The sequence below is a fragment of the Paenarthrobacter nicotinovorans genome (genome assembly GCF_007670255.1).
Lineage (GTDB): Bacteria > Actinomycetota > Actinomycetes > Actinomycetales > Micrococcaceae > Arthrobacter > Arthrobacter nicotinovorans_B.
Map to the genome: position 1 here is coordinate 99,542 of NZ_SZVS01000003.1, position 19,270 is coordinate 118,811.

A 19,270-nucleotide genomic window follows, 5' to 3' on the forward strand; every position below is an offset into this window, starting at 1 on the left:
CCCGGGGACGTGCCTTCCTGCACGCGCGGGGCGTTACTCGGAGACGATGGCGATGTTGAACAGCTTTCCTTGGGGCTGCTGCATGAAAATCCGCAACCACAGCGGCAGCCACATCTCCATGGCCCGGGCGGCATCGAGGCCGCCGAGGTCCCTGATGTGGGCCGGCTCCCAGCCGAACTCCTGCAGCACAGCCGAAACAGTGGACTTGGCCTCGGCGTCATTGCCTGCCATGAACATCTCGTGCGGGGCGGGGAGCCTGCCCGGATCCACCATCACCGGCGCGGTCACCGTGTTGAGCGACTTCACCACATGAACCTGAGGGTAGGTCCGCTGGATGGTTTCGGCGATGCTGTCCGTATTGCAGACCGCCAAGGACGGGGGAAAACCGCTCGAGCCATCCAGCGGATTGGAGACATCCAGGAGGACCTTGCCGTTGACGTTCTCTTCGCCGGCCTCGGCGAGGACAGCCAGGCTCACGGTACCCGGAGTGGCGTTGATGATCAGGCTGGCTCCGGAGCATGCTTGGGCAAAGGACCCGGCGTGCCCGAGAGGTCCTGCCTCTTCCGCCCACTGGGTTGCCTTCGGATTGCCGGACTCCCGGGAACCCATGGTCACTTCGTGACCCAGTGATACCAGCTTGCCCGCCAAGGCATGTCCCACCATACCTGTGCCGAGAACCGCTATTTTCATGAAAGCTCCTTCGCCGGGACTGCAATGATGCTGCCATTGTGCACCGCTTCATTCGCGGAAAACACTGCGCCCCACCCAATAGACTGGGATGCATGACCGAGCAGAACAACGCCTTTCCCCATGATGCCGATTCCTTCAACCCGGCCGCCAGCTCCCTGGCCGGCCAGGTCGACCGCACAGTCATGGATGAGCTGTTGTCCATCCGGTCCAGCATCGACAACATTGATGCGACTCTCGTGTTCCTGCTTGCGGAGCGTTTCAAGGCCACCCAGAAAGTGGGCGTGCTCAAGGCAACCCACAAACTGCCGGCAGGGGATCCCGGCCGCGAGGCTGCGCAAATTGCCCGGCTTCGCCGCCTTGCGGAGGACGCCCACCTGGATCCAGCCTTCGCCGAGAAATTCCTGAACTTCATCATCAGTGAAGTGATCCGCCACCATGAGGCAATCGCCGAGGATCACCAGATCTCCAGCCAGCAGGCCTGATCCATGTCCTTGGTCAGTGAGCTGCGCGCAAGCGCGACTGCTTTGGGGCCATGGCCGGGCTCTGATCCCGCCGAGGCCATCCGGACGATCCGGGGCGAGCTGGGGGATCCCCACCTTCCTTTCCTCCCGGAGCTGCCGGCCCGTGGAGTGGGTTCGGACGCCGCGGGCCGAACGGGTTCGCTGTTGGTGGATCTCGACATCGACGTGCAGCCCTACGGTTGGCGCTTGGTGGACCGGCCGGGCAAGGATTCGCGCCGTGCGGCTTCGGCCCTGGCCACGGACATCAACATCCTGGCCGATGTCGCCGGTGCCGAAGACGTGTCTGCGACTGAGCTCAAACTCCAGCTGATGGGACCGTTGACCCTCGCCGCAAGCCTTCACCTGCACAACGGTGAACGTGCCCTGCTTGACTATGGGGCCAGGCGGGACATTGCGGAGTCATTGGCTGCGGGCGTGGCCGAACACCTTCGGAAGGTTTCAGCCGCTGTTCCCGAAGCACGGATAGTGGTCCAGGTGGACGAGCCGGATATCGCTGCGGTGATGGCAGGAACCATTCCGACGGCGAGCGGTTACCGGACGCTTCGATCCGTTCGGGGCGAGGAAGTCACGGGAGCCTGGCGGCTGGTGATCGACGCACTGAAGGCCGCGGGCGCCGTCGAAACCATCATCTCCGTCCCTGAAATCGAAGCCCCGATCGATCGCATCCTCGCCGCCGGTGCCGATGGCGTCGCGGTGCCGCTCAGGGCGCTGACCACCCGTCAGTGGGAGCAGCTGGCCGGTGCCGTGGAGAGCGGCAAGCGGCTGTGGGCCGGTGCTTTGCCCACCGAGGATCCGGGGGCCGTGCTTCCCAGGACCGCTGCGATAGTGGAAAGCATCTGGAAGCCATGGCACCAGCTCGGCCTCCAGGCGTCCGGCCTCTCAAGGCTCCGGGTCACCCCGTCCACCGGACTTGAGGGCTTTACCCCTGCAGCGGCAAGGGCCGTGCTGACAAAACTGACCCACGTCGCCGACGGCCTGGACCAATTGGCGCAGGGCTAGCAAGGACGTCCCAACCGCCGCGGCGCCAAGGAAAGAGCGCTAGATCCGCTGTTCCCAGCGGTCCGGTTCGGCATAGCGCGGAAGTGCTGTGCCCGGTGCGACTCCCGGCAAATATGATGCCAGCCGGTAGTCGAAACGCCCGGCATAGACCAGCACCAGTCCGATCTGAGGCTGGATTACTTTGACCTGGATGCGGTGCTTGCCCTCAGCGGCGTCCCACCATTGTTCGGCATAGGCCTTGGCATCCAGTGCTGCCGGCAGGGGAATGCGCAGCGGGCCCAGGAACAAGCGGCTTGCCTGCGAAACACCGCGAAGCCGGCCCTCGGCAGTGACGCTGACATCGAGGTCCGTGACCATGCGGCGGTATCGGCCAACATGGTCCACCAGCCGCGCCCGCCCACCGTAGTTGTCCTCTGATGGCAAGATGGCGCTGGTGGTGTCGTGGAACAGCCGGGTGCGGCCGGGGAAGTAGATCTCCCGCCTGGCCGTCAGCGCCGGGCGCCCAAAAGGATCGACGTGGGCGTGGTTTTCGATTCGGAACGGGATTCCCTCGCCGTATTCCGGAAAGAAAGCCTCTTCGCTCCCGGTGAGGGCGAGCAACGGCCGCAGCCATGTCTGGCGGCAGCCCACCACATCGAAGACTCCTTGACCGATTCCATAGGTCCCGGAACCGGCTGCCAGGGAAAAGTAGTCCTGGAGCTCCGGTGCCAGCTTGCCAAAGTCTTCGCCGAGGGCCAGCTGGTAAATGGGGATATTCACGGACATCCTTTCTGAACGCGGGAACTAGAGGCGGCCGGCTGCCTTGAGCCGGATATAGGTATCAGCCAGCAGGGGTGGAACCTCCAGCGGCTCGGCGTCCACCACTTCGGCTCGCAGCTGCCGGAGCTGGGCAGTGACTGCGGCACGTTCAAGGAGCGCGCGCTCAGCCGCGGCGGCCCGGAAGACCTGGCTGGCAGTGGTCCGTTCGGCCTTCATTGCCGCAAGCAGGGGATCGCGGACCGCAACCACAACAACAACGTGCTGGCGGGACAATTGCGCCACCGTGGGGAGGAGACCCTCTTCCGGGGCGCCGCCGTCGAGCGCTGTCAACAGCACCACCAGCGAGCGGTGCGCCGAGACGGAGCGGACCTGCCCGGGTATCTGCTGCCAGTCCAGCTCAATGAGTTCGGCCTCCAAGGGGGCCATCGCCTGGACAAGCTGGCCCAGAAGGTTGCCCCTCGACGCCGATTCCACCCGGGCACGCAGCCGGCGGTCGTAGGCGAGGAAGTCGACGCGGTCTCCGCCGCGTTCGGCCAGCACCGCGAGCAGCAACGCTGCCTCGATTCCGGTATCCAGCCGCGGTTCGTCCTCGATCCGGGCGGCCGCTGTACGGGAGGTGTCAAGTACGATGACGACGCGACGGTCGCGTTCCGGGCGCCAGGTCCGGACGACGACGGAGGTGCGGCGGGCCGTCGCCCGCCAATCGATGGACCGGACGTCATCGCCCCGGACGTAGTCGCGCAAGGAGTCGAACTCGGTGCCGGCACCCCGGATTTGCACCGCAGCCTTGCCATCCAGCTCCCTGAGCTTGCGGAGCTTGGAGGGAAGGTGCCTTTTTGAATGAAACGGAGGCAGAACCCGCAGCTGTCCAGGCAGTGGCCGTGTTCGCTGTCTGGCGGCCAATCCCAAGGGGCCCAAGGACCGGATGGTGATGTGCGGGCTGTGCAGGTCGCCGCGCCTCCTGGGTGTCAGCGTCACCGTCATCCGGCGGCGCTCGCCGGACGGCACGGTCATCCGCTGAACAGCATTGGTGGCTCCGGCCGATGGCTGCCACGCATCCCTGATGATGGCCGTCAGTTTCCGCCCAGTGGCATTGTTCACCGTAACTACGGACTCCGCGGTGCCCGACAAAGTGACATTTCCCGGTTGTTGGCGTTCGACAAGGAGCTTTGCAGGAGATGCGGCCAGCACAAGATCGAGGACCAGGGCAAGCAGCAGGACCACACACACCAGCAGGACTGTCAGCCAGACCGGAAACACCACCAGTGGTACCAACCCGGCAAGGGCAAGCACTACGAAGCGACCCGTGATGGCCATTCAGGCTCCCGCGACCGGGCAGGAGGGGATCACCGCGGCACCGGAACCGAAGCGAGGATGCTCCCGAGGACGTCGTCCACGTGGATGCCGTCCATCTGGGCTTCAGGCCGCAGGCCCACCCTGTGCCGGAGGCACGGAAGCGACAATGCCTTGACGTCATCAGGAGTCACGAAAGACCTCCCGGACAGCCAGGCCCAGGCCTTGGCCGTGTTGAGCAGTGCGGTGGCGCCACGGGGGGAGACGCCAAGCTGGAATGACGGTGCGGACCGCGTTGCCCGGACGATGTCGACGATGTATCCCAACAGTTCGGGAGCCACGGCAACCTGTGCCACAGCCGCCTGTGCGGTTGAGAGGTCCGAGGCTCCCGCTACAGGCCGAACACCGGCTGCTGCCAGATCCTTGGGATCGAATCCGTTGGCGTGGCGCCGGATGACCTCGATCTCCTCTGTGCGCCCAGGTAGCGGCATGGTCAGTTTGAGGAGGAACCGGTCAAGCTGTGCCTCGGGCAGGGGATAGGTGCCTTCGTACTCCACCGGGTTCTGCGTTGCCGCCACGATGAAGGGAACCGGCAGGGGACGCGAAACACCGTCCACGGAAACCTGCCGCTCTTCCATGGCTTCCAGCAGGGAGGCCTGGGTCTTTGGAGGTGTCCGGTTGATTTCGTCCGCCAACATGATGTTGGTGAAGACGGGGCCTTCGCGGAACGTGAATTCGGATGAGTGGGAGTCATAGACCAGTGACCCGGTGACGTCGCCGGGCATCAGGTCCGGTGTGAACTGCACCCGCTTGGTATCCAAGCTCAGGGCCGTGGACAAGGCCCTCACCAGGAGGGTCTTGGCCACACCCGGGACGCCTTCCAGGAGGACATGCCCGCCACAGAGCAGGGCGATCAGCATCCCCGTCACCGTAGGATCCTGGCCAACCACAGCCTTGCCTACTTCGGCACGGACGTTCAGGAGCGACTGTCGTGCCGGGTCCTCGGCACGCCGGTAGCCGGTGTCGGCGCCGGCCGCCGCGCTGTGCTGTTGGGGGTGTTGTTCCGGCTGGTTTTGTGGGATTGGCATCGCTCCACCCGTGTACTGGCTGTTGCTGTCCGTGTAGCTGTTCGGCTGGCTGCTCATCGGTTCTTCGCCTCCTCTTCCATTCGTTCAAGTTCTTGTGCCCATTGCACCAGTTGTCCTTCGGTCCCCGGCATGAAGTCGACCAGGACGGACCGCACTTCAGGGCCCGTGCGTTCCAGGCGCCGGGCGGCCGCGTCCACCACGGCATCCGCGGTGGCGTCCGCTCCGAGGTTGAAGTGGCGGGCCAGGCGGCTCAGGGTACCTGCCCTCAAGTTGTCGGCTGCCCGGTTGACGGCCCGTGCGTCCTGGTACAGCCTGGCCCGTCCCTCAGCCGTCTCAGCCGCCTTGACCACAACGGGGAGAGGTTCGAAGACCAACGGTCCCATGCGGCGTCCGCGCCAGAGGATCGCAAGCAGCGTCACCGCGCCCAGCCATGGCCCGGCGTACGCCAACCATGCCGGGGCCAGTTCGCTGAGCGTTGGAGCCTTGTCCGTTGCGGCAACGTCCTTGACCCCGGGCAGGTACCAGAGCAGCTCCGGGTTGTTCCCCAGGGTCCGCAGAGCCAAGGCGGCGTTCCCCTGCAGGGCAAGGTGCTCGTTGTCCAGGATGTCCGTGCTCCCGAGAACGATGATCCGGCCGTCGGCCGAGGCTGCATACAAACCAGTCCTCTCGGCGGGGCCGGAGTAGCAGACCTGGGGCCCCGAAAAGACGGACCCTTGCGCCGAGATGGGCCCTGCTGCCATCGGATCCTCCACGGAACAGGCAGCCTCGACGACGGTCTGGTCTCCCGGAATAACTCCACCGGGCTTGAAACCGGGTCCGAGTCCGTTGAGGGTCTTCAGCCGGGGCTTGACCACCACTACGTGGTCGGCGGCGGCAGCGAGGTCCTCTACTCGGGACCGGTCCAGGTATCCGCGGGGATCGTAGAGCAGGACCGTGGCCCGGTCGTTGTCCGCCAACGCTGACATGGTCTGGTCAAAGGAATCCGTCGCGGTCAGGTTCACTCCGTGCCGTCCCAGGATTTCCGCCGCAGCCATGGCCCCATCCGGGGCCGGGTTCCGCGCGGATAAGGTCCGGGGATCCGCGGTTCCGGACATATTGGTCACGGCAAGATAGGTCACCAAAGCCACTAGCACGGCTCCGAGAGCTATCCAGGTGAGGTGCTTCCGGAACCAGTTGGAGAAACCCGGCCCGGTGGATCCCCCGGCCTGGTCCGACTCCAAGGAAAGGGGAGCCTCGTTGGCAGTCATCGTCATCGCGGCACCGCGAATCCCGCGTCGACGGACCCGGTGAAGTCAGGCTTCATCCCCAGCAGCCCGGCATCGAGGTCGCGCAGGGACGCGTAGTCTGGGCGCGTCGCGTTTTGTTCCCCGTAACGCACGGCGTCGAAGAGGCGCGCAGCATCGATCAGGCGCTGCTGCGCTGCGCCGAACACCTGCCCCAGTTGTGCCGCCGCTTCGTCGGCGGTCCTGCCGGCGCGGACAGCGATGATGTCGCGCTCTTCAGCCGACCGGACCACCGCGCGGAAGTGGTCGACGACGGCGGCCGCCCAGTCGCCGTCGTCGGCAGCTGCTGACGCGCGCGTCCGGTAGTCGTCGGCATTCATGGTGCTGTCGGCGCCGTAGATGTCCTCCTGCCGCGATGCCCGGCGTGCGTTCAGGCGGGGCCGGACCACGACAACGGCCACGACGATGAGTGCAACGGCCAGGATGACTATCAGGGGAAGGGCGAAGTTGGTGTCGGCGCTTGTGCCGTCTCCTTCCAGCGAGGACAACCAGTCAAGGAAATCCCGCCACAGCTGCTCCAGCCATCCGGGTGTGGCGTCAGGATACTGGGGCTTCGAGAGTTCCTCGATGGCCCATCGCCGGGCTTCCTCACGGTCCGGAGTCACGGGCGGTTCCAGTGAATGCAAGGGACCGATGACGTCGGCGCGGATTGCCGTCATGCCGGCGGCCAGGCGGCGGTGCCCGGCTGGACCGAAGGGCCACCCGGTACCCCGTCCGGGTTGGCACCCGTTTCGGCCATCCGCATCAGTTCGACATCCAGGCCCTCGCGGCGCATGCGCAGGTCCATGTAGATCAGTGCGGAGACCGATGACTGGAAGGCGAATGTCACAGACCCCACCAGCGCTTGTATTGCGGTGGAAACGATCGTGCTGATCATCAGAATGGACGCAGTGCTTTGCTCATCAGGATGGGGGGACACGGTCCCGCCAATGAAACCGATGGCCAGGGACGCCGGAATCTGCACAATCTGGGCAATGATCCCCAGCATGATGGCCACGACGAGGGTGATACCGAAGATGCGCCACCAGTTGTTCCGGGTCAGTCGCCACGAACGGAGGAGTCCGTCATAAACGCCCGTGTGTTCGACGACGATGACCGCGGGTGCGAGCATGAGTTTCAGGCCGATCCAAACGAAGACAACCACTGATCCGAGGCCCAGGGGAAGCACGATCAGCACGGCACCGGGTCCCATGGCAGTAATCAACAACACGGCGATGCCCACTACAGCGGCCACGGCAAGCAGCCCGCCGAAGGTCAGCAACCCTGCAACGCCCAACAGCGGCAGGATCCTTCTCCCTGCGAGCCTCCACATCTGCTTGAAACCGGTCCGCCGGTTGAGGACCGAACGCGCTACAGGGACTGCCAACACACCCTGAAGCACGGAACCCAGGAGGCCGATCAGGACGGAGGCGCCCATCGCTCCCGCGGCCAAAGCGATGAAAGGACCCATCGCTTGGTCGAATTCCGCCCTGGATTCAACGGATTCAAACGTGACCGTCATTTGGAACATCAGGAACGTGATGACGCCGATGATCGCTGCTCCCAGCGCCTGCACGATCAAGGCAGAGCCAAACATCGACGCTGCGTTGCGGCGAATGGTCTGGAAGGAGCCGTCCAGGATTTCGCCGAACTGCAACGGCCGCAAGGGGATGACTCCGGGCTTGGGAGGAGCGATGTACTGGGGCTGGCCGTAAGGTCCACCTGGCGGCCATCCCGGGGCACCTGACGGCCATCCGGGCCCACCTGCCGGCCATCCGGACGCTGGCTGGGCTTGCGGGCCCTGCGCGGGTCCCTGCGGAGGTGGCCATGCCGAGGGCCCGCCCCACTGTGGCTGGTTTCCCCGGGCCGGTTGGCCGCCCCACTGCGGCTGGTTTCCCCACGACGGTTGGCCGCCGGGTGGCCGATGCTGGCCGTGCTCAGGCTGTGACACGTTTCCTCCCCATGAGGTCCTGTCCGTCGACATTCGACGTCCCCCATGCGGACCTTCGCACCCAGCCTATAGTCCCGCCGTCGTCCCTCATAGCCCGCCGCACGGCCGGAGTTCGCGGGCGCGTGAAGTGAAGTGCAGTACGGTGGAATTGCCCCTTGGGTGCGCCATGCCGTGCGCGGCGCCCAGCAGGACAAAGACTTGGTGATAAGGGAATATATAACTATGAAGGCACGCATTCTGGTAGTTGACGACGACGAAGCACTCGCAGAGATGATTGGCATCGTCCTGCGCAATGATGGCTTCGAGCCGGTGTTCTGCGCAGATGGCGGCCAAGCTCTTGAGGTGTTCCGCTCGTCCAAGCCGGACCTGGTGCTTCTGGACCTCATGTTGCCCGGCTCCGACGGTATTGAGGTATGCCGCCAGATCCGGGGGGAATCGGATGTCCCCATCGTCATGCTCACCGCGAAGTCGGATACCTCGGACGTTGTCAGGGGACTGGAGTCCGGCGCGGATGACTACGTGCCCAAGCCTTTCAAACCAGCCGAACTCGTTGCCCGTGTCCGGGCGCGGCTCCGCCCGGGCGAACAGAAGGCCCCCGAAACCCTGCGGATCGCGGATGTGACCATTGACGTCGCCGGCCACCTGGTGACCCGCGGCGGCGAGCGTATCTCGCTGACCCCCCTCGAGTTCGACCTCTTGGTGGCCTTGGCACGCAAGCCGTGGCAGGTTTTCACCCGCGAATTGCTCCTTGAACAGGTGTGGGGATACCGGCACGCCGCTGACACGCGTCTGGTCAATGTGCACGTCCAGCGTCTGCGCTCCAAGATTGAACGCGATCCTGAGGCGCCCGAGGTCGTTTTGACGGTGCGTGGTGTCGGATATAAAGCAGGTTCCTGAGTCTCCGGCCGGAGAAGCCGGCAAGCAGGGCAGCAGCACGGGGCCAGTAGGTACCGGGACGGACGGCGTCGGCACCGACACCGCTGGACAGTCCGGCGCGCCCGCCCAGTCCGACACCGCCGAAGCTCCGCCGCCGCGTAAAGCCCGTGACCTGCGGTGGTTCCTCACGCGTGCCCGGATCTGGACCCGGCGTGGGCTGATCCTGATTCTTCGGGTCTCCCGGCTTATTTCCATCGGCGTGCGCCAGATCAGGCCAGGCTTGCGCTTCCTGTGGCGTTCGATCCTTCGCCGCTGGCGGCGGTCCCTTGAATTCCGCACCGTCCTGACCACCCTGCTCCTTGCGGTGACATCGTTTGCCATTGTTGGCGCTTACCTGTCCAACCAGATTGCCAACAACCTGTTCCAGGAACGGCTCGCCCAGGCGGAGTCCGAGTCGAGGTACAACGTCAAACAGGTCCAGGACACGTTCGACGGCGCGCAGGTCACCGACCAGTCCAGCGTCATCACCCTCGTGTACGACACTTTGACGGCGGTGGAGGGCCGTGGCTCGGTCATCCAGCGAAGATATGTCTTCGAAGCCGCGCCGGAACAGACCAAGCCCCGCAACAGGTGGGTGGAGTCGAGGGCCTCGGACCAGTTGACCATCCGGGTGATTCCTCCGGATCTCCGCAAAGCCGTTCAAGAAGGCGGCAAGCAGCAATTCTGGGCTCCCACCCAATTCCCCGTGGGCAACGAGGACCGCCCCGGGATCGCGGTGGGAAACAAAGTGACCTTCAACGGCACTGTCTATGAGCTGTACCTGATTTACGACCTCAACACCGCGCAGCAGACGTTGGACGAGATCCAGAACGTCTTGTGGGCCGGCGGGGCGGCTCTCGTCCTGATGATCGGTGCGATTGCCTGGTACGTGACCCGGAACGTCGTCAGTCCGGTGAGCCATGCCGCCGTCGTGTCCGAGAAGCTGGCCGCCGGGCAGTTGCAGGAACGGATGGTGGTCAAGGGTGAAGACGAGGTCGCCAGGTTGGGGGCGTCCTTCAACCACATGGCCGCAAGCCTCCAGGAACAGATCACCCAGTTGGCCACGTTGTCGCAGATGCAGCAAAGGTTCGTTTCCGACGTGTCCCACGAACTGCGTACCCCGCTGACCACCGTGAGGATGGCGGCTGAAGTTCTGTTCGACGCGCGTGATGAATTCGATCCCATGAACAAGAGATCGGCCGAGCTGCTCTACTACCAGGTTGAGCGTTTCCAGTCCTTGTTGTCGGACCTGTTGGAGATTTCGCGCTTCGACGCCGGTGCCGCCGTCCTTGACGCCGAACCGCAGGACATCTTCCAGGTGGTGGCACAGGTCGTGGAAGGCGCGGCACCCGTGGCCGCGGAGTATGGATCCGAAGTCCGCCTCAATGCCAGGCAAAAGAGCATCGTCGTCGAGATGGATTCGAGGAGGATCGAACGGATCCTCCGCAATCTGTTGCTCAACGCCCTTGAACACGGCGAGGGCAAGCCCGTGCATATCTCCGTCGCGGCCAACGACGACGCCGTCGCTGTCTCCGTCAGGGACCACGGCATCGGGATGAGCCAGGCCGAAGCCGCCCGCGTGTTCGACCGTTTCTGGCGCGCGGACCCTGCCCGGGCACGGACCACCGGTGGCAGCGGTCTCGGCTTGTCCATCGCGGCAGAGGACACCAAACTCCACAACGGCTGGCTTCAGGCCTGGGGCCGCAAGGGCTCAGGGTCCAACTTCAGGTTGACCCTGCCCCTTCGCCAGGGAGAGACCATCGCAAAGTCCCCGCTTCAGCTAGAACCTGCAGACATAGAATTTCCCGGCTCGGCCAGCGAGCGCCAGGTATTGGTCCTCGGCACGGAAACAGCGAGCGCCCTGCCCGGTTCCGAGCGCACGAACGATGAAGGCACTGCAATGGACGAAGAAGCGGGGGATAAGCCATGACCAAGCCTGGACCCCGGCAGCGGAGGGCGATCGTGGCACTGCTCGCGGTGCTCATGCTCCTCCTCTCCTCATGTGCACAGATTCCCCGTTCCGGCCCGGTGGGCAAGAGCAAGGACGAAGGCGCAGGGAACCCCAACGCGCCGGTGTTCTTTCCAGCCGCACCCCGGGCAGGGTCCAGCCCGGAGTCGATCATTGAAGATTTCTACATGGCCGGCAGCGGCTACGAGGACGACTATCCTGTGGCGCGCCAGTACTTGACGCAAGCGCAGTCGGTTACGTGGAAGCCGGATAAGCGGGCACTCGTTTTCCGCTCGGCGGAGGTGGTGAAGTCATCCGTGGAAAATGAGTACCTTTACCTTCTCGACCTCGCCTACTCCGTGGATGCCGACGGCGTAGCAACCCAGTATCCGCCGGGCACCAAGGAGACCATCCCGCTGACGCTTGAACAGGTGGAAGGGGAATGGCGGATTTCCAAAGTCCCGGACGGGACGGCCATTCCCGAAGAAACCTTCAAAGTAATCTACGGGGCTTTCCCCATCTACTTCTACGACCCGACTTTCACTTTCGCCGTGCCCGATTACCGCTGGTTCATCAAGAAAAATACGGTCAAATCCATGACCAGTGCCCTCCTTGCCGGCCCTGCCCCCTACCTCCGTGGCGCGGTTGTCAGTGCCTTCCCTTCAGGCATGAAGCTCGCCCGCGAATCGGTGCCGGTAGTCTCCGGCGCAGCCCAGGTGGATCTGTCGGCCAAGGAATTGTTTGATGCATCCGCCGAGGACAGGCAAAGAATGCAGAACCAGCTGGCACTGACCTTCCGGAGCCAGCCGGATGTCATCAACGTGCAACTGCGGGCAGACCAGGACCTGGTCCGGGTGGAGGACAACGGAACAGTCCTGCCACCTGTTGTGGACAAGACAGTCCCTGCCCATCAGATCGCAGTGAACAACGGTGAATTGGTCCGCTATGAAAACAACCGGATCACGCCCCTGCCTGACATCCAGTCGGTCGCCGGGCTTGGGCCGCATTCGCCTGCTGAGTCACCTGCTTCCCAAACGGCTGCCTTCCTGAACGGCGACAAGACCACCCTCTACTCGATCGAGCCGGGACAGGCCGCCCGTCAACTGACCACCAGGAGCACCCTCACTGGTCCGTCCTTCAGTCCGCAGGACTGGGTCTGGACAGCTGGTCCCGGGGCTAATGGTGCGGCCGAGGTGGTGGCCTACAAACCGACGGGTATCGCGCCCGGAACAACCATTCCCAACGTCACCATCACCCCGTCCTGGCTCTCGGGTCGTACCGTGAAGGACTTCAGGGTCTCCAGGGAAGGGACCAGGGCGTTGGTCATTTCCGAATCCGCCGGAAAATCCACGGTTCAGATCACAGGCATCGTCCGTAATCCCGATGGTGTGCCCAAGGATCTCACCGCTCCCATCACCCTGCTGACCACAGGAGCGGCGAACCAGGGAGTTTGGGTTAACGCGTCCACGGTGGCGGTGATGGCCGGTTCGGCAACATCCACGGTGGTTCCTGAGTTGTTGTCCCTGGCCTCGGGCGAAGCCCAGCAGCTCGCGCCGTGGGATGGCCTGACCAGCATCAGCGCCGGAAATGGGCCGGAGCAGATTTATGGGCAGTCCGAGGCCGGAGTCTTCCAGCGCGTGGGAAACGGTTGGGAGCTGCAACTTAAAGGCCCCACGGAACCGGCTTTCCCTGGCTGACACTGCTCCCCGGCAGGCTACGTCGCGGCCATTGCGCCAGACACGGTGGTGATGACGGGATGTCCACATAGGACGCGGTGAGGGTTTTTTCGTCCAAAGCATCCGGGCAGGCTGGCTTCATGAGCGATCCACCCAGCACTGGAGTCATGGTCCGGCAGAGAGTCGGCCGGGGGAGGGATCCGGACCTCGCTGCCCCGGACCCCGTCCGCGTGCGTCGCCGCGGAAGTGACCGTAGCCGACTTGGACGGTTGGTGACGGTATTGGAAGGAACGCTGCAAGACTTCCTGGCCATCCTGGTGCCCGTCGAATGCATCTGTTGCGGGGCAGAAGACGCAGTGCTGTGCGGTGATTGCGCCAAGCGCGTACGTCGGATCTGTGCACAGCCATTCCGGGCAGAGCACCAATCGCCTGCTCTGGTCACGGTGGACGGCGCGGCCGGAATCGGGGTTGTTGCCGCAGGACCCTACCGCGATGAGCTGGCGCAATGCCTGCTGTCTTTCAAACACTTTGGCCAATGGCACGTGGGCGGTGTGCTGGCAAGCTGCCTGGGCAAGGGTTTGGATGTGGCTCTTGGGCATCATGCCGGCTTCACGCTTGTGCCTGTCCCGACCAGCGGCAGGGCGTACCGAAAGCGGGGATTCAGCCCGGTGCACCTGATCCTGCTGATCGTGCGTTTACGCGGGATTGAGCCGCAACACCGACATCTTGACGCGTTGGAAAAGGTGTGGGCCCCGCTGTACCGAAAAGGCAGCATGACGTCGTTGCCGGCATTGGTGCAAAGGATTGCCGACGTCGTGCCTGGCCGCGGGGGCACAGGTTCGGCATCCGGACAAAAAGGGCTTGGGCGGGGTGAACGCGCCCGTAAGGTCAGGGGATCCATGCGGGTCAAGCCTGGACGGGCGGGGCAGATCAGGGGCGTCCGCTGCATCCTTGTGGACGACGTCCTAACCACTGGAGCAACTCTTGCGGAGGCAGCGCGGGCTGTGGAGGCGGCCGGGGGTGTGGTGTGCGGAGCAGTTGTCCTGGCGGCCACGAGGCCACCAGCCTACGCCTCCATGACAGCACCCTGCGACCAGCCATCAAGTCATTAAGACTCAATCAAAAAATAAGTGGCCAAAGGATGAATAACGCGTGGCGATGAACTAACGTCGGTTGTGGGTACCAAGAAAAGATGTACCTGTCGATAGCGGCTCGGAAAGGGGCTCGACTGTCCGTCAGACCAGCCCCCAACAGTGCCGTTGTCGTGTCACCTGAGTTATTTGGAGGGCACCATGGAGTTCATGATCAGCGGACGAAATCTGACTGTTTCAGACCGCTTTCGCGAATATGCCGGCGAGAAAATCTCAAAGATTGAATCGCTGGGGGACAAGGTCCAGCGGGTAGACGCCAAGGTTTCCAAGGAAACCAATCCCCGGCAAACGCCGGGCGAGCTCACCGTCGAAGTGACCGTCCTGGGCCGTGGCCCCGTTATCCGTGCCGAGGCCACAGCCGCTGACAAATTCGCTGCCTTCGATCTTGCGTACAACAAGTTGCTTGAGCGGCTTCGTCGCGCAAAGGACCGGAAGAAGGTGCACCACGGCCGCCACACCCCCAAGGCCGTTCGGGAAGCTACGGCAACCCTTGAACCTGCAAGCACCAATGCGCCTCTTTACGTAGAGGCCAACAACCACCAGGAAGCCAACGGGCAAGCCGAAGAACGTTCGCCCTATGAGATCGAGAACGACATCCCGGCCGGAGATTCACCGGTCCTGATCCGTCGTAAGGTGTTTCCCGCGGCATCCCTGACACTGGATGACGCCGTGGACAACATGGAACTGGTGGGACACAACTTCTACTTGTTCCTGGACAAGGAAACCAACGCACCGTCGGTTGTTTACCGGCGCAGCGGTTGGACCTATGGTGTGATCAGCCTCGATTCCACATGTGAGCCTGGCGAAGAAGCCGTCGAGGAAAAGATCATCGCCTATCGCTCCGACGATCAGGCCGCCAACGCCAAATAAGGCCTGTATCTGACGAAGGGATCCCAATGACCGCTTCGCTGAGCCTCTCGCAGGCACGGCGGATCGCATTGGCAGCTCAAGGATTAGCCAAAGTCCGGCCCACCGGCCCCGTGACGCCACGGGCGGTGGGCCGGACTTTTGACCGATTGCAGCTTGTCCAGATCGATTCTGTAAATGTGGTGGCGCGAAGCCACTATCTTCCGTTCTTCTCCCGGCTGGGAAACTACGATCCCGGCATTCTTTCCGCCATGGCCAGCCGAAAGCCCCGCAGGATGATGGAGTACTGGGCGCACGAAGCCAGCTTTATCCGCCCGCAGCACTTCGCTGATTTGCTCTTGTGGCAGAAGCGCGCATGGGTTGGGGCGCACCGCCTGGATCCCGGTGTCCGCCGCGACATGGAGGACCGGATACTGTCGGCGTTGGCTGCCGGGCCTCCTTTGACGGCGGCGGAACTCACCGCGAAGCTGGGGCATGCCCCCACGGCAGAGCGGGACAACTGGGGCTGGAACTGGAACATCGTCAAGAGGGTTCTGGAACACCTGTTTGAAGAAGGCCGCGTTTCAGCTGCTTCGCGGACACCGCAGTTCGAACGCAAGTACACCCTCACTTCGCGGGTGGTTACGGCCGGTACGGAGGCTGCCGTGGATGCCGGAGAAGCCCTTGACCGACTTATCGACGCGGCCGCCCAGGCCCATGGCATCGGCACAGTCCGGTGTTTTTCCGACTACTTCCGGACGCCTGTCAAGGCTGGAGCCGAGTCTGTTCGAAGGCTTGTAGGTGCCGGCGTCCTGGAACCGGTATCAGTTCGAGGATGGGATCGGGAGATTTTCAGGCATGCCGGCGCAAAGCTTCCCCGGAAGGCCGAAGGGCGGGCGCTGCTGAGCCCCTTTGACTCCCTCGTCTTTGAGCGTCGCCGCCTTGAGGAGCTTTTCGGCTTCCACTACAGGATTGAAATCTATACGCCCGCTGCCAAACGCCGTTACGGATACTACGTGCTGCCATTCCTGCTGGGGGAGCGCATTGTGGCCAGAGTCGACTTGAAGGCCGACCGGACAACCGGCCAGTTGCTGGTGCGTTCTGCGTACGGTGAGCCCAACGCTCCGGCGGATACCGCCGTCGAGCTTGCAGCAGAACTCGAGCTCATGGCAACCTGGCTCGGCCTGCAGGAGGTGGTGGTATGGCCCGCCGGGGATCTTGCCGGCGATCTCGCGGCGGCCGTTGCCGGACAATCCGGCAGTCCCACAGCGGAACCGCGAAACGCCAGTCCGCTCAGAGGTGAACCCGGACACGCCGCCTTGGTCTCTCCCGTAGACTGAAACAGCCAGAATTCGGCAGCATGAGACTGGGAGCACTTTCACGTGGCATCACTAATCGAAAAACTTCTCCGCACGGGTGACAAAAAGACCCTGAAGCAACTGCGGAACTATGCCGATTCCATCAATGCCCTGGAAGAGTCGTTCAAGTCCTTCACGGACGCCGAACTGCGCGCTGAGACAGACCGCCTCCGGTCCCGGCACCAGGACGACGGTGAATCCCTCGATGCCTTGCTTCCCGAAGCATTCGCTGCCGTCCGCGAAGCGTCCTCCCGGACCCTGGGAATGCGCCACTTCGACGTGCAGCTGATGGGTGGCGCGGCGCTCCACCTTGGCAACATCGCCGAAATGAAGACCGGTGAAGGCAAGACCCTTGTCGCGACCGCGCCGGCATACCTGAACGCGCTCACCGGCAAGGGCGTCCACGTGGTCACGGTGAATGACTACCTCGCCGAGTACCAGTCCGAACTTATGGGCCGCGTTTACCGCTTCCTTGGCTTGACCAGCGGCTGCATCCTGGCAAACCAGGACCCCGCCGTGCGTCGTGAACAGTACGCAGCCGACATCACCTATGGCACAAACAACGAATTCGGTTTCGACTACCTCCGCGACAACATGGCCTGGGATGCCAGCGAGCTCGTCCAGCGCGGACACAACTTCGCGATCGTGGATGAAGTCGACTCGATCCTCATCGACGAGGCCAGGACCCCGCTCATCATCTCCGGCCCTGCCCAGGGCGACACCAACCGCTGGTACAGCGAGTTCGCCAAGGTGGTCCTCCGGCTCCAGCCTGATGTCGATTATGAAGTGGACGAGAAGAAGCGGACCGTCGGCGTCCTCGAAGCAGGCATCGAAAAGGTGGAGGACTACCTCGGCATCCAGAACCTCTACGAATCCGCCAATACACCGCTCATTGGTTTCCTGAACAACGCCATCAAGGCCAAGGAACTGTTCAAGCGCGACAAAGACTATGTGATCCTCGACGGCGAGGTCCTGATCGTTGACGAGCACACCGGCCGCATCCTTGCCGGTCGCCGCTACAACGAAGGCATGCACCAGGCCATCGAGGCCAAGGAAAACGTCGAGATCAAGGCCGAGAACCAGACCCTGGCCACCGTGACGCTGCAGAACTACTTCCGTATGTACTCCAAGCTCTCCGGCATGACCGGTACCGCCGAGACTGAGGCCGCCGAGTTCATGAGCACCTACAAGCTCGGCGTGGTCCCCATCCCCACCAACCGCGACATGCAACGCATCGACCAGCCGGACCTTGTCTACAAGAACGAGGTCGTGAAATTCGACGCCGTCGTGGAAGACATTGCAGAGCGCCACGAAGCCGGCCAACCTGTACTGGTCGGTACCACGAGCGTTGAGAAGAGCGAATATCTCTCCAAGCTGTTGGCCAAGGAGGGTATCCGCCACGAAGTCCTGAACGCGAAGAACCACGCGCGTGAAGCGTCCATCGTTGCCCAAGCCGGCCGAAAGGGCGCAGTGACTGTCGCCACCAACATGGCCGGCCGTGGTACTGACATCATGCTCGGCGGCAACGCGGAATTCACCGCCATCGCCGAACTCGCAAAGCGTGGACTCGATCCGGAGGAAAACTCTGAAGAGTACGAGGCCGCATGGCCCGAGGCTCTCGCCGCAGCCAAGCAGGCTGTCAAGGATGAGCACGAAGAGGTACTGAACCTCGGCGGACTCTACGTCCTGGGAACCGAGCGGCACGAGTCCCGCCGGATCGACAACCAGCTGCGCGGCCGTTCCGGACGTCAGGGCGACCCCGGCGAATCCCGCTTCTACCTCTCCCTGACCGACGACCTCATGAGGCTGTTCAACTCAGGGGCAGCTGAACGGCTTATGAACAGCTCGGTGCCGGACGACGTCGCACTTGAGTCGAAGCTTGTTTCCCGTGCCATCGCCTCCGCGCAGGGACAGGTGGAGGCGCGTAACGCCGAACAGCGCAAGAACGTGCTCAAATACGATGACGTTCTGAACCGCCAGCGTGAAGCCATCTACGGAGACCGCCGTCGGATCCTTGAAGGCGACGACCTCCACGAGAAGGTCCAGTACTTCCTTGAAGACACCATCAACGCACTCATCGATGCTGCAACGGCAGAGGGCAACGGCGACGATTGGGACTTCAACCAGCTGTGGACCAACCTGAAGACCCTGTACCCGGCGACTGTCACACCTGAAGAAGTCATCGAAGAAGCCGGAGGCAAGTCCCGGATCACCGCTGATTTCCTGCGCGAAGAAATTCTTTCGGATGCCCGCCTTGTCTACAAGGCCCGCGAAGAAGCCATTGGCTCCGAAAGCATGCGGGAACTTGAGCGGCGCGTTGTCCTGTCAGTCCTTGGACGCAAGTGGCAGGAACACCTGTACGAGATGGACTACCTCAAGGAAGGCATCGGCCTGCGCGCAATGGCACAGCGCGACCCCCTGGTTGAATACCAACGTGAGGGCTATGTCATGTTCCAAAGCATGATGGAGGCCATCCGCGAGGAAAGCATCGGGTTCCTGTACAACCTTGAGGTGGAAGTGACACCTGCCGAAGACGTTGTCGTGCCGGATGATTCTGCCGCGGGGGGACACACGGAGCATCACGATCCCCAGATCCGGGCCGCTGGCCTGCAGGCACCGGAGAAGCCGGCTCAGCTGCAATACACCGCGCCCGGCGAAGACGGGGCTACGCAAACCCGGGTAGAGAGCCGTGGATCAGGTCGTTCCGGGAACCCTGCCAAGGCTGCGGGCCAGGAGCAGCGCAAACCCGCCAAGAAGAAGCGCCGCTAGCCAGGAGCACCGGCACTGAACCGGTAATCATCGCCAACAACGGG

General features: G+C 63.4%; 16 protein-coding genes. 9 read left to right on the forward strand and 7 right to left on the reverse strand.

Annotation, left to right across the window (positions count from 1 at the left end; genetic code table 11):
* Positions 1 to 33 precede the first annotated feature (33 nt).
* On the reverse strand, positions 34 to 690 hold the full coding sequence (locus FDP28_RS05810) for an NADPH-dependent F420 reductase (protein ID WP_144659777.1): 657 nt from the start codon (positions 688 to 690) through the stop codon (positions 34 to 36).
* A gap of 92 nt (positions 691 to 782) precedes the next feature.
* Between FDP28_RS05810 and FDP28_RS05815 the strand changes: the two genes are divergently transcribed.
* Positions 783 to 1,172 carry a chorismate mutase gene (locus FDP28_RS05815; RefSeq protein WP_144659778.1) on the forward strand — a complete coding sequence of 130 codons (390 nt, stop codon included), beginning with the start codon at positions 783 to 785 and terminating at the stop codon, positions 1,170 to 1,172.
* 3 nt (positions 1,173 to 1,175) lie between these two features.
* On the forward strand, positions 1,176 to 2,210 hold the full coding sequence (locus tag FDP28_RS05820) for a uroporphyrinogen decarboxylase/cobalamine-independent methonine synthase family protein (protein WP_144659779.1): 1,035 nt from the start codon (positions 1,176 to 1,178) through the stop codon (positions 2,208 to 2,210).
* A gap of 39 nt (positions 2,211 to 2,249) precedes the next feature.
* Here the strand turns inward: FDP28_RS05820 and FDP28_RS05825 are convergent, their stop codons facing one another.
* From FDP28_RS05825 to FDP28_RS05850, 6 genes are read right to left on the reverse strand one after another with little or no spacing between them, the layout of a single operon-like run.
* Positions 2,250 to 2,969 (reverse strand): DUF4166 domain-containing protein, encoded by a 720-nt coding sequence (locus FDP28_RS05825; RefSeq protein ID WP_144659780.1) that lies wholly within the window; start codon positions 2,967 to 2,969, stop codon positions 2,250 to 2,252.
* A 24-nt stretch (positions 2,970 to 2,993) separates the two neighbouring features.
* Complete coding sequence (locus FDP28_RS05830; RefSeq protein WP_144659781.1) at positions 2,994 to 4,286, reverse strand: DUF58 domain-containing protein; 1,293 nt, start codon at positions 4,284 to 4,286, stop codon at positions 2,994 to 2,996.
* A gap of 29 nt (positions 4,287 to 4,315) precedes the next feature.
* Positions 4,316 to 5,407, reverse strand: coding sequence for an AAA family ATPase (locus FDP28_RS05835; RefSeq protein ID WP_144659782.1), 1,092 nt, complete (start codon positions 5,405 to 5,407; stop codon positions 4,316 to 4,318).
* The gene (locus FDP28_RS05840) at positions 5,404 to 6,603 is read right to left on the reverse strand and encodes a DUF4350 domain-containing protein (protein ID WP_260842351.1); all 1,200 of its coding nucleotides are present in this window, start codon (positions 6,601 to 6,603) and stop codon (positions 5,404 to 5,406) included. The genes FDP28_RS05835 and FDP28_RS05840 overlap by 4 nt, the downstream gene beginning before the upstream one ends.
* Positions 6,600 to 7,292, reverse strand: coding sequence for a DUF4129 domain-containing protein (locus FDP28_RS05845; protein WP_144659783.1), 693 nt, complete (start codon positions 7,290 to 7,292; stop codon positions 6,600 to 6,602). The genes FDP28_RS05840 and FDP28_RS05845 overlap by 4 nt, the downstream gene beginning before the upstream one ends.
* Positions 7,289 to 8,563 carry a DUF7847 domain-containing protein gene (locus FDP28_RS05850; RefSeq protein WP_260842352.1) on the reverse strand — a complete coding sequence of 425 codons (1,275 nt, stop codon included), beginning with the start codon at positions 8,561 to 8,563 and terminating at the stop codon, positions 7,289 to 7,291. The genes FDP28_RS05845 and FDP28_RS05850 overlap by 4 nt, the downstream gene beginning before the upstream one ends.
* Before the next feature lie 222 nt (positions 8,564 to 8,785).
* On the opposite strand from FDP28_RS05850, the gene mtrA reads away from it, so the two are divergent.
* From mtrA to secA, 7 genes are all read left to right on the forward strand, one after another.
* Entirely contained in the window at positions 8,786 to 9,460 is a 675-nt protein-coding gene (gene mtrA, locus FDP28_RS05855) for an MtrAB system response regulator MtrA (protein ID WP_144649950.1), read from the forward strand.
* Positions 9,432 to 11,408: an MtrAB system histidine kinase MtrB gene (gene mtrB / locus FDP28_RS05860; protein WP_144659784.1), complete on the forward strand. Its 1,977-nt coding sequence runs from the start codon at positions 9,432 to 9,434 to the stop codon at positions 11,406 to 11,408. Before mtrA ends, mtrB begins: the two co-directional genes overlap by 29 nt.
* Positions 11,405 to 13,123, forward strand: coding sequence for an LpqB family beta-propeller domain-containing protein (locus FDP28_RS05865; RefSeq protein WP_144659785.1), 1,719 nt, complete (start codon positions 11,405 to 11,407; stop codon positions 13,121 to 13,123). Before mtrB ends, FDP28_RS05865 begins: the two co-directional genes overlap by 4 nt.
* 119 nt (positions 13,124 to 13,242) lie before the next feature.
* A complete protein-coding gene (locus tag FDP28_RS05870; protein WP_260842353.1) occupies positions 13,243 to 14,214 on the forward strand; it encodes a ComF family protein in 972 nt (323 codons plus the stop codon).
* 180 nt (positions 14,215 to 14,394) lie between these two features.
* Entirely contained in the window at positions 14,395 to 15,123 is a 729-nt protein-coding gene (gene hpf / locus FDP28_RS05875; protein WP_144659786.1) for a ribosome hibernation-promoting factor, HPF/YfiA family, read from the forward strand.
* A gap of 26 nt (positions 15,124 to 15,149) precedes the next feature.
* Positions 15,150 to 16,439 carry a winged helix-turn-helix domain-containing protein gene (locus tag FDP28_RS05880; protein ID WP_144659787.1) on the forward strand — a complete coding sequence of 430 codons (1,290 nt, stop codon included), beginning with the start codon at positions 15,150 to 15,152 and terminating at the stop codon, positions 16,437 to 16,439.
* A gap of 42 nt (positions 16,440 to 16,481) precedes the next feature.
* Positions 16,482 to 19,226, forward strand: coding sequence for a preprotein translocase subunit SecA (secA, locus tag FDP28_RS05885; RefSeq protein ID WP_144659788.1), 2,745 nt, complete (start codon positions 16,482 to 16,484; stop codon positions 19,224 to 19,226).
* Positions 19,227 to 19,270 lie beyond the last annotated feature (44 nt).

What these genes read in the sequence shown, in the direction of transcription:
- FDP28_RS05815 (WP_144659778.1), top strand. Translation starts at nt 783, where the DNA reads ATGACCGAGCAGAACAACGCCTTTCCCCATGATGCCGATTCCTTCAAC.
- FDP28_RS05820 (WP_144659779.1), top strand. Translation starts at nt 1,176, where the DNA reads ATGTCCTTGGTCAGTGAGCTGCGCGCAAGCGCGACTGCTTTGGGGCCA.
- FDP28_RS05835 (WP_144659782.1), bottom strand. Translation starts at nt 5,407, where the DNA reads ATGAGCAGCCAGCCGAACAGCTACACGGACAGCAACAGCCAGTACACG.
- FDP28_RS05845 (WP_144659783.1), bottom strand. Translation starts at nt 7,292, where the DNA reads ATGACGGCAATCCGCGCCGACGTCATCGGTCCCTTGCATTCACTGGAA.
- mtrA (WP_144649950.1), top strand. Translation starts at nt 8,786, where the DNA reads ATGAAGGCACGCATTCTGGTAGTTGACGACGACGAAGCACTCGCAGAG.
- FDP28_RS05880 (WP_144659787.1), top strand. Translation starts at nt 15,150, where the DNA reads ATGACCGCTTCGCTGAGCCTCTCGCAGGCACGGCGGATCGCATTGGCA.
- FDP28_RS05840 (WP_260842351.1), bottom strand. Translation starts at nt 6,603, where the DNA reads ATGACGATGACTGCCAACGAGGCTCCCCTTTCCTTGGAGTCGGACCAG.
- FDP28_RS05830 (WP_144659781.1), bottom strand. Translation starts at nt 4,286, where the DNA reads ATGGCCATCACGGGTCGCTTCGTAGTGCTTGCCCTTGCCGGGTTGGTA.
- hpf (WP_144659786.1), top strand. Translation starts at nt 14,395, where the DNA reads ATGGAGTTCATGATCAGCGGACGAAATCTGACTGTTTCAGACCGCTTT.
- FDP28_RS05865 (WP_144659785.1), top strand. Translation starts at nt 11,405, where the DNA reads ATGACCAAGCCTGGACCCCGGCAGCGGAGGGCGATCGTGGCACTGCTC.
- FDP28_RS05870 (WP_260842353.1), top strand. Translation starts at nt 13,243, where the DNA reads ATGAGCGATCCACCCAGCACTGGAGTCATGGTCCGGCAGAGAGTCGGC.
- FDP28_RS05810 (WP_144659777.1), bottom strand. Translation starts at nt 690, where the DNA reads ATGAAAATAGCGGTTCTCGGCACAGGTATGGTGGGACATGCCTTGGCG.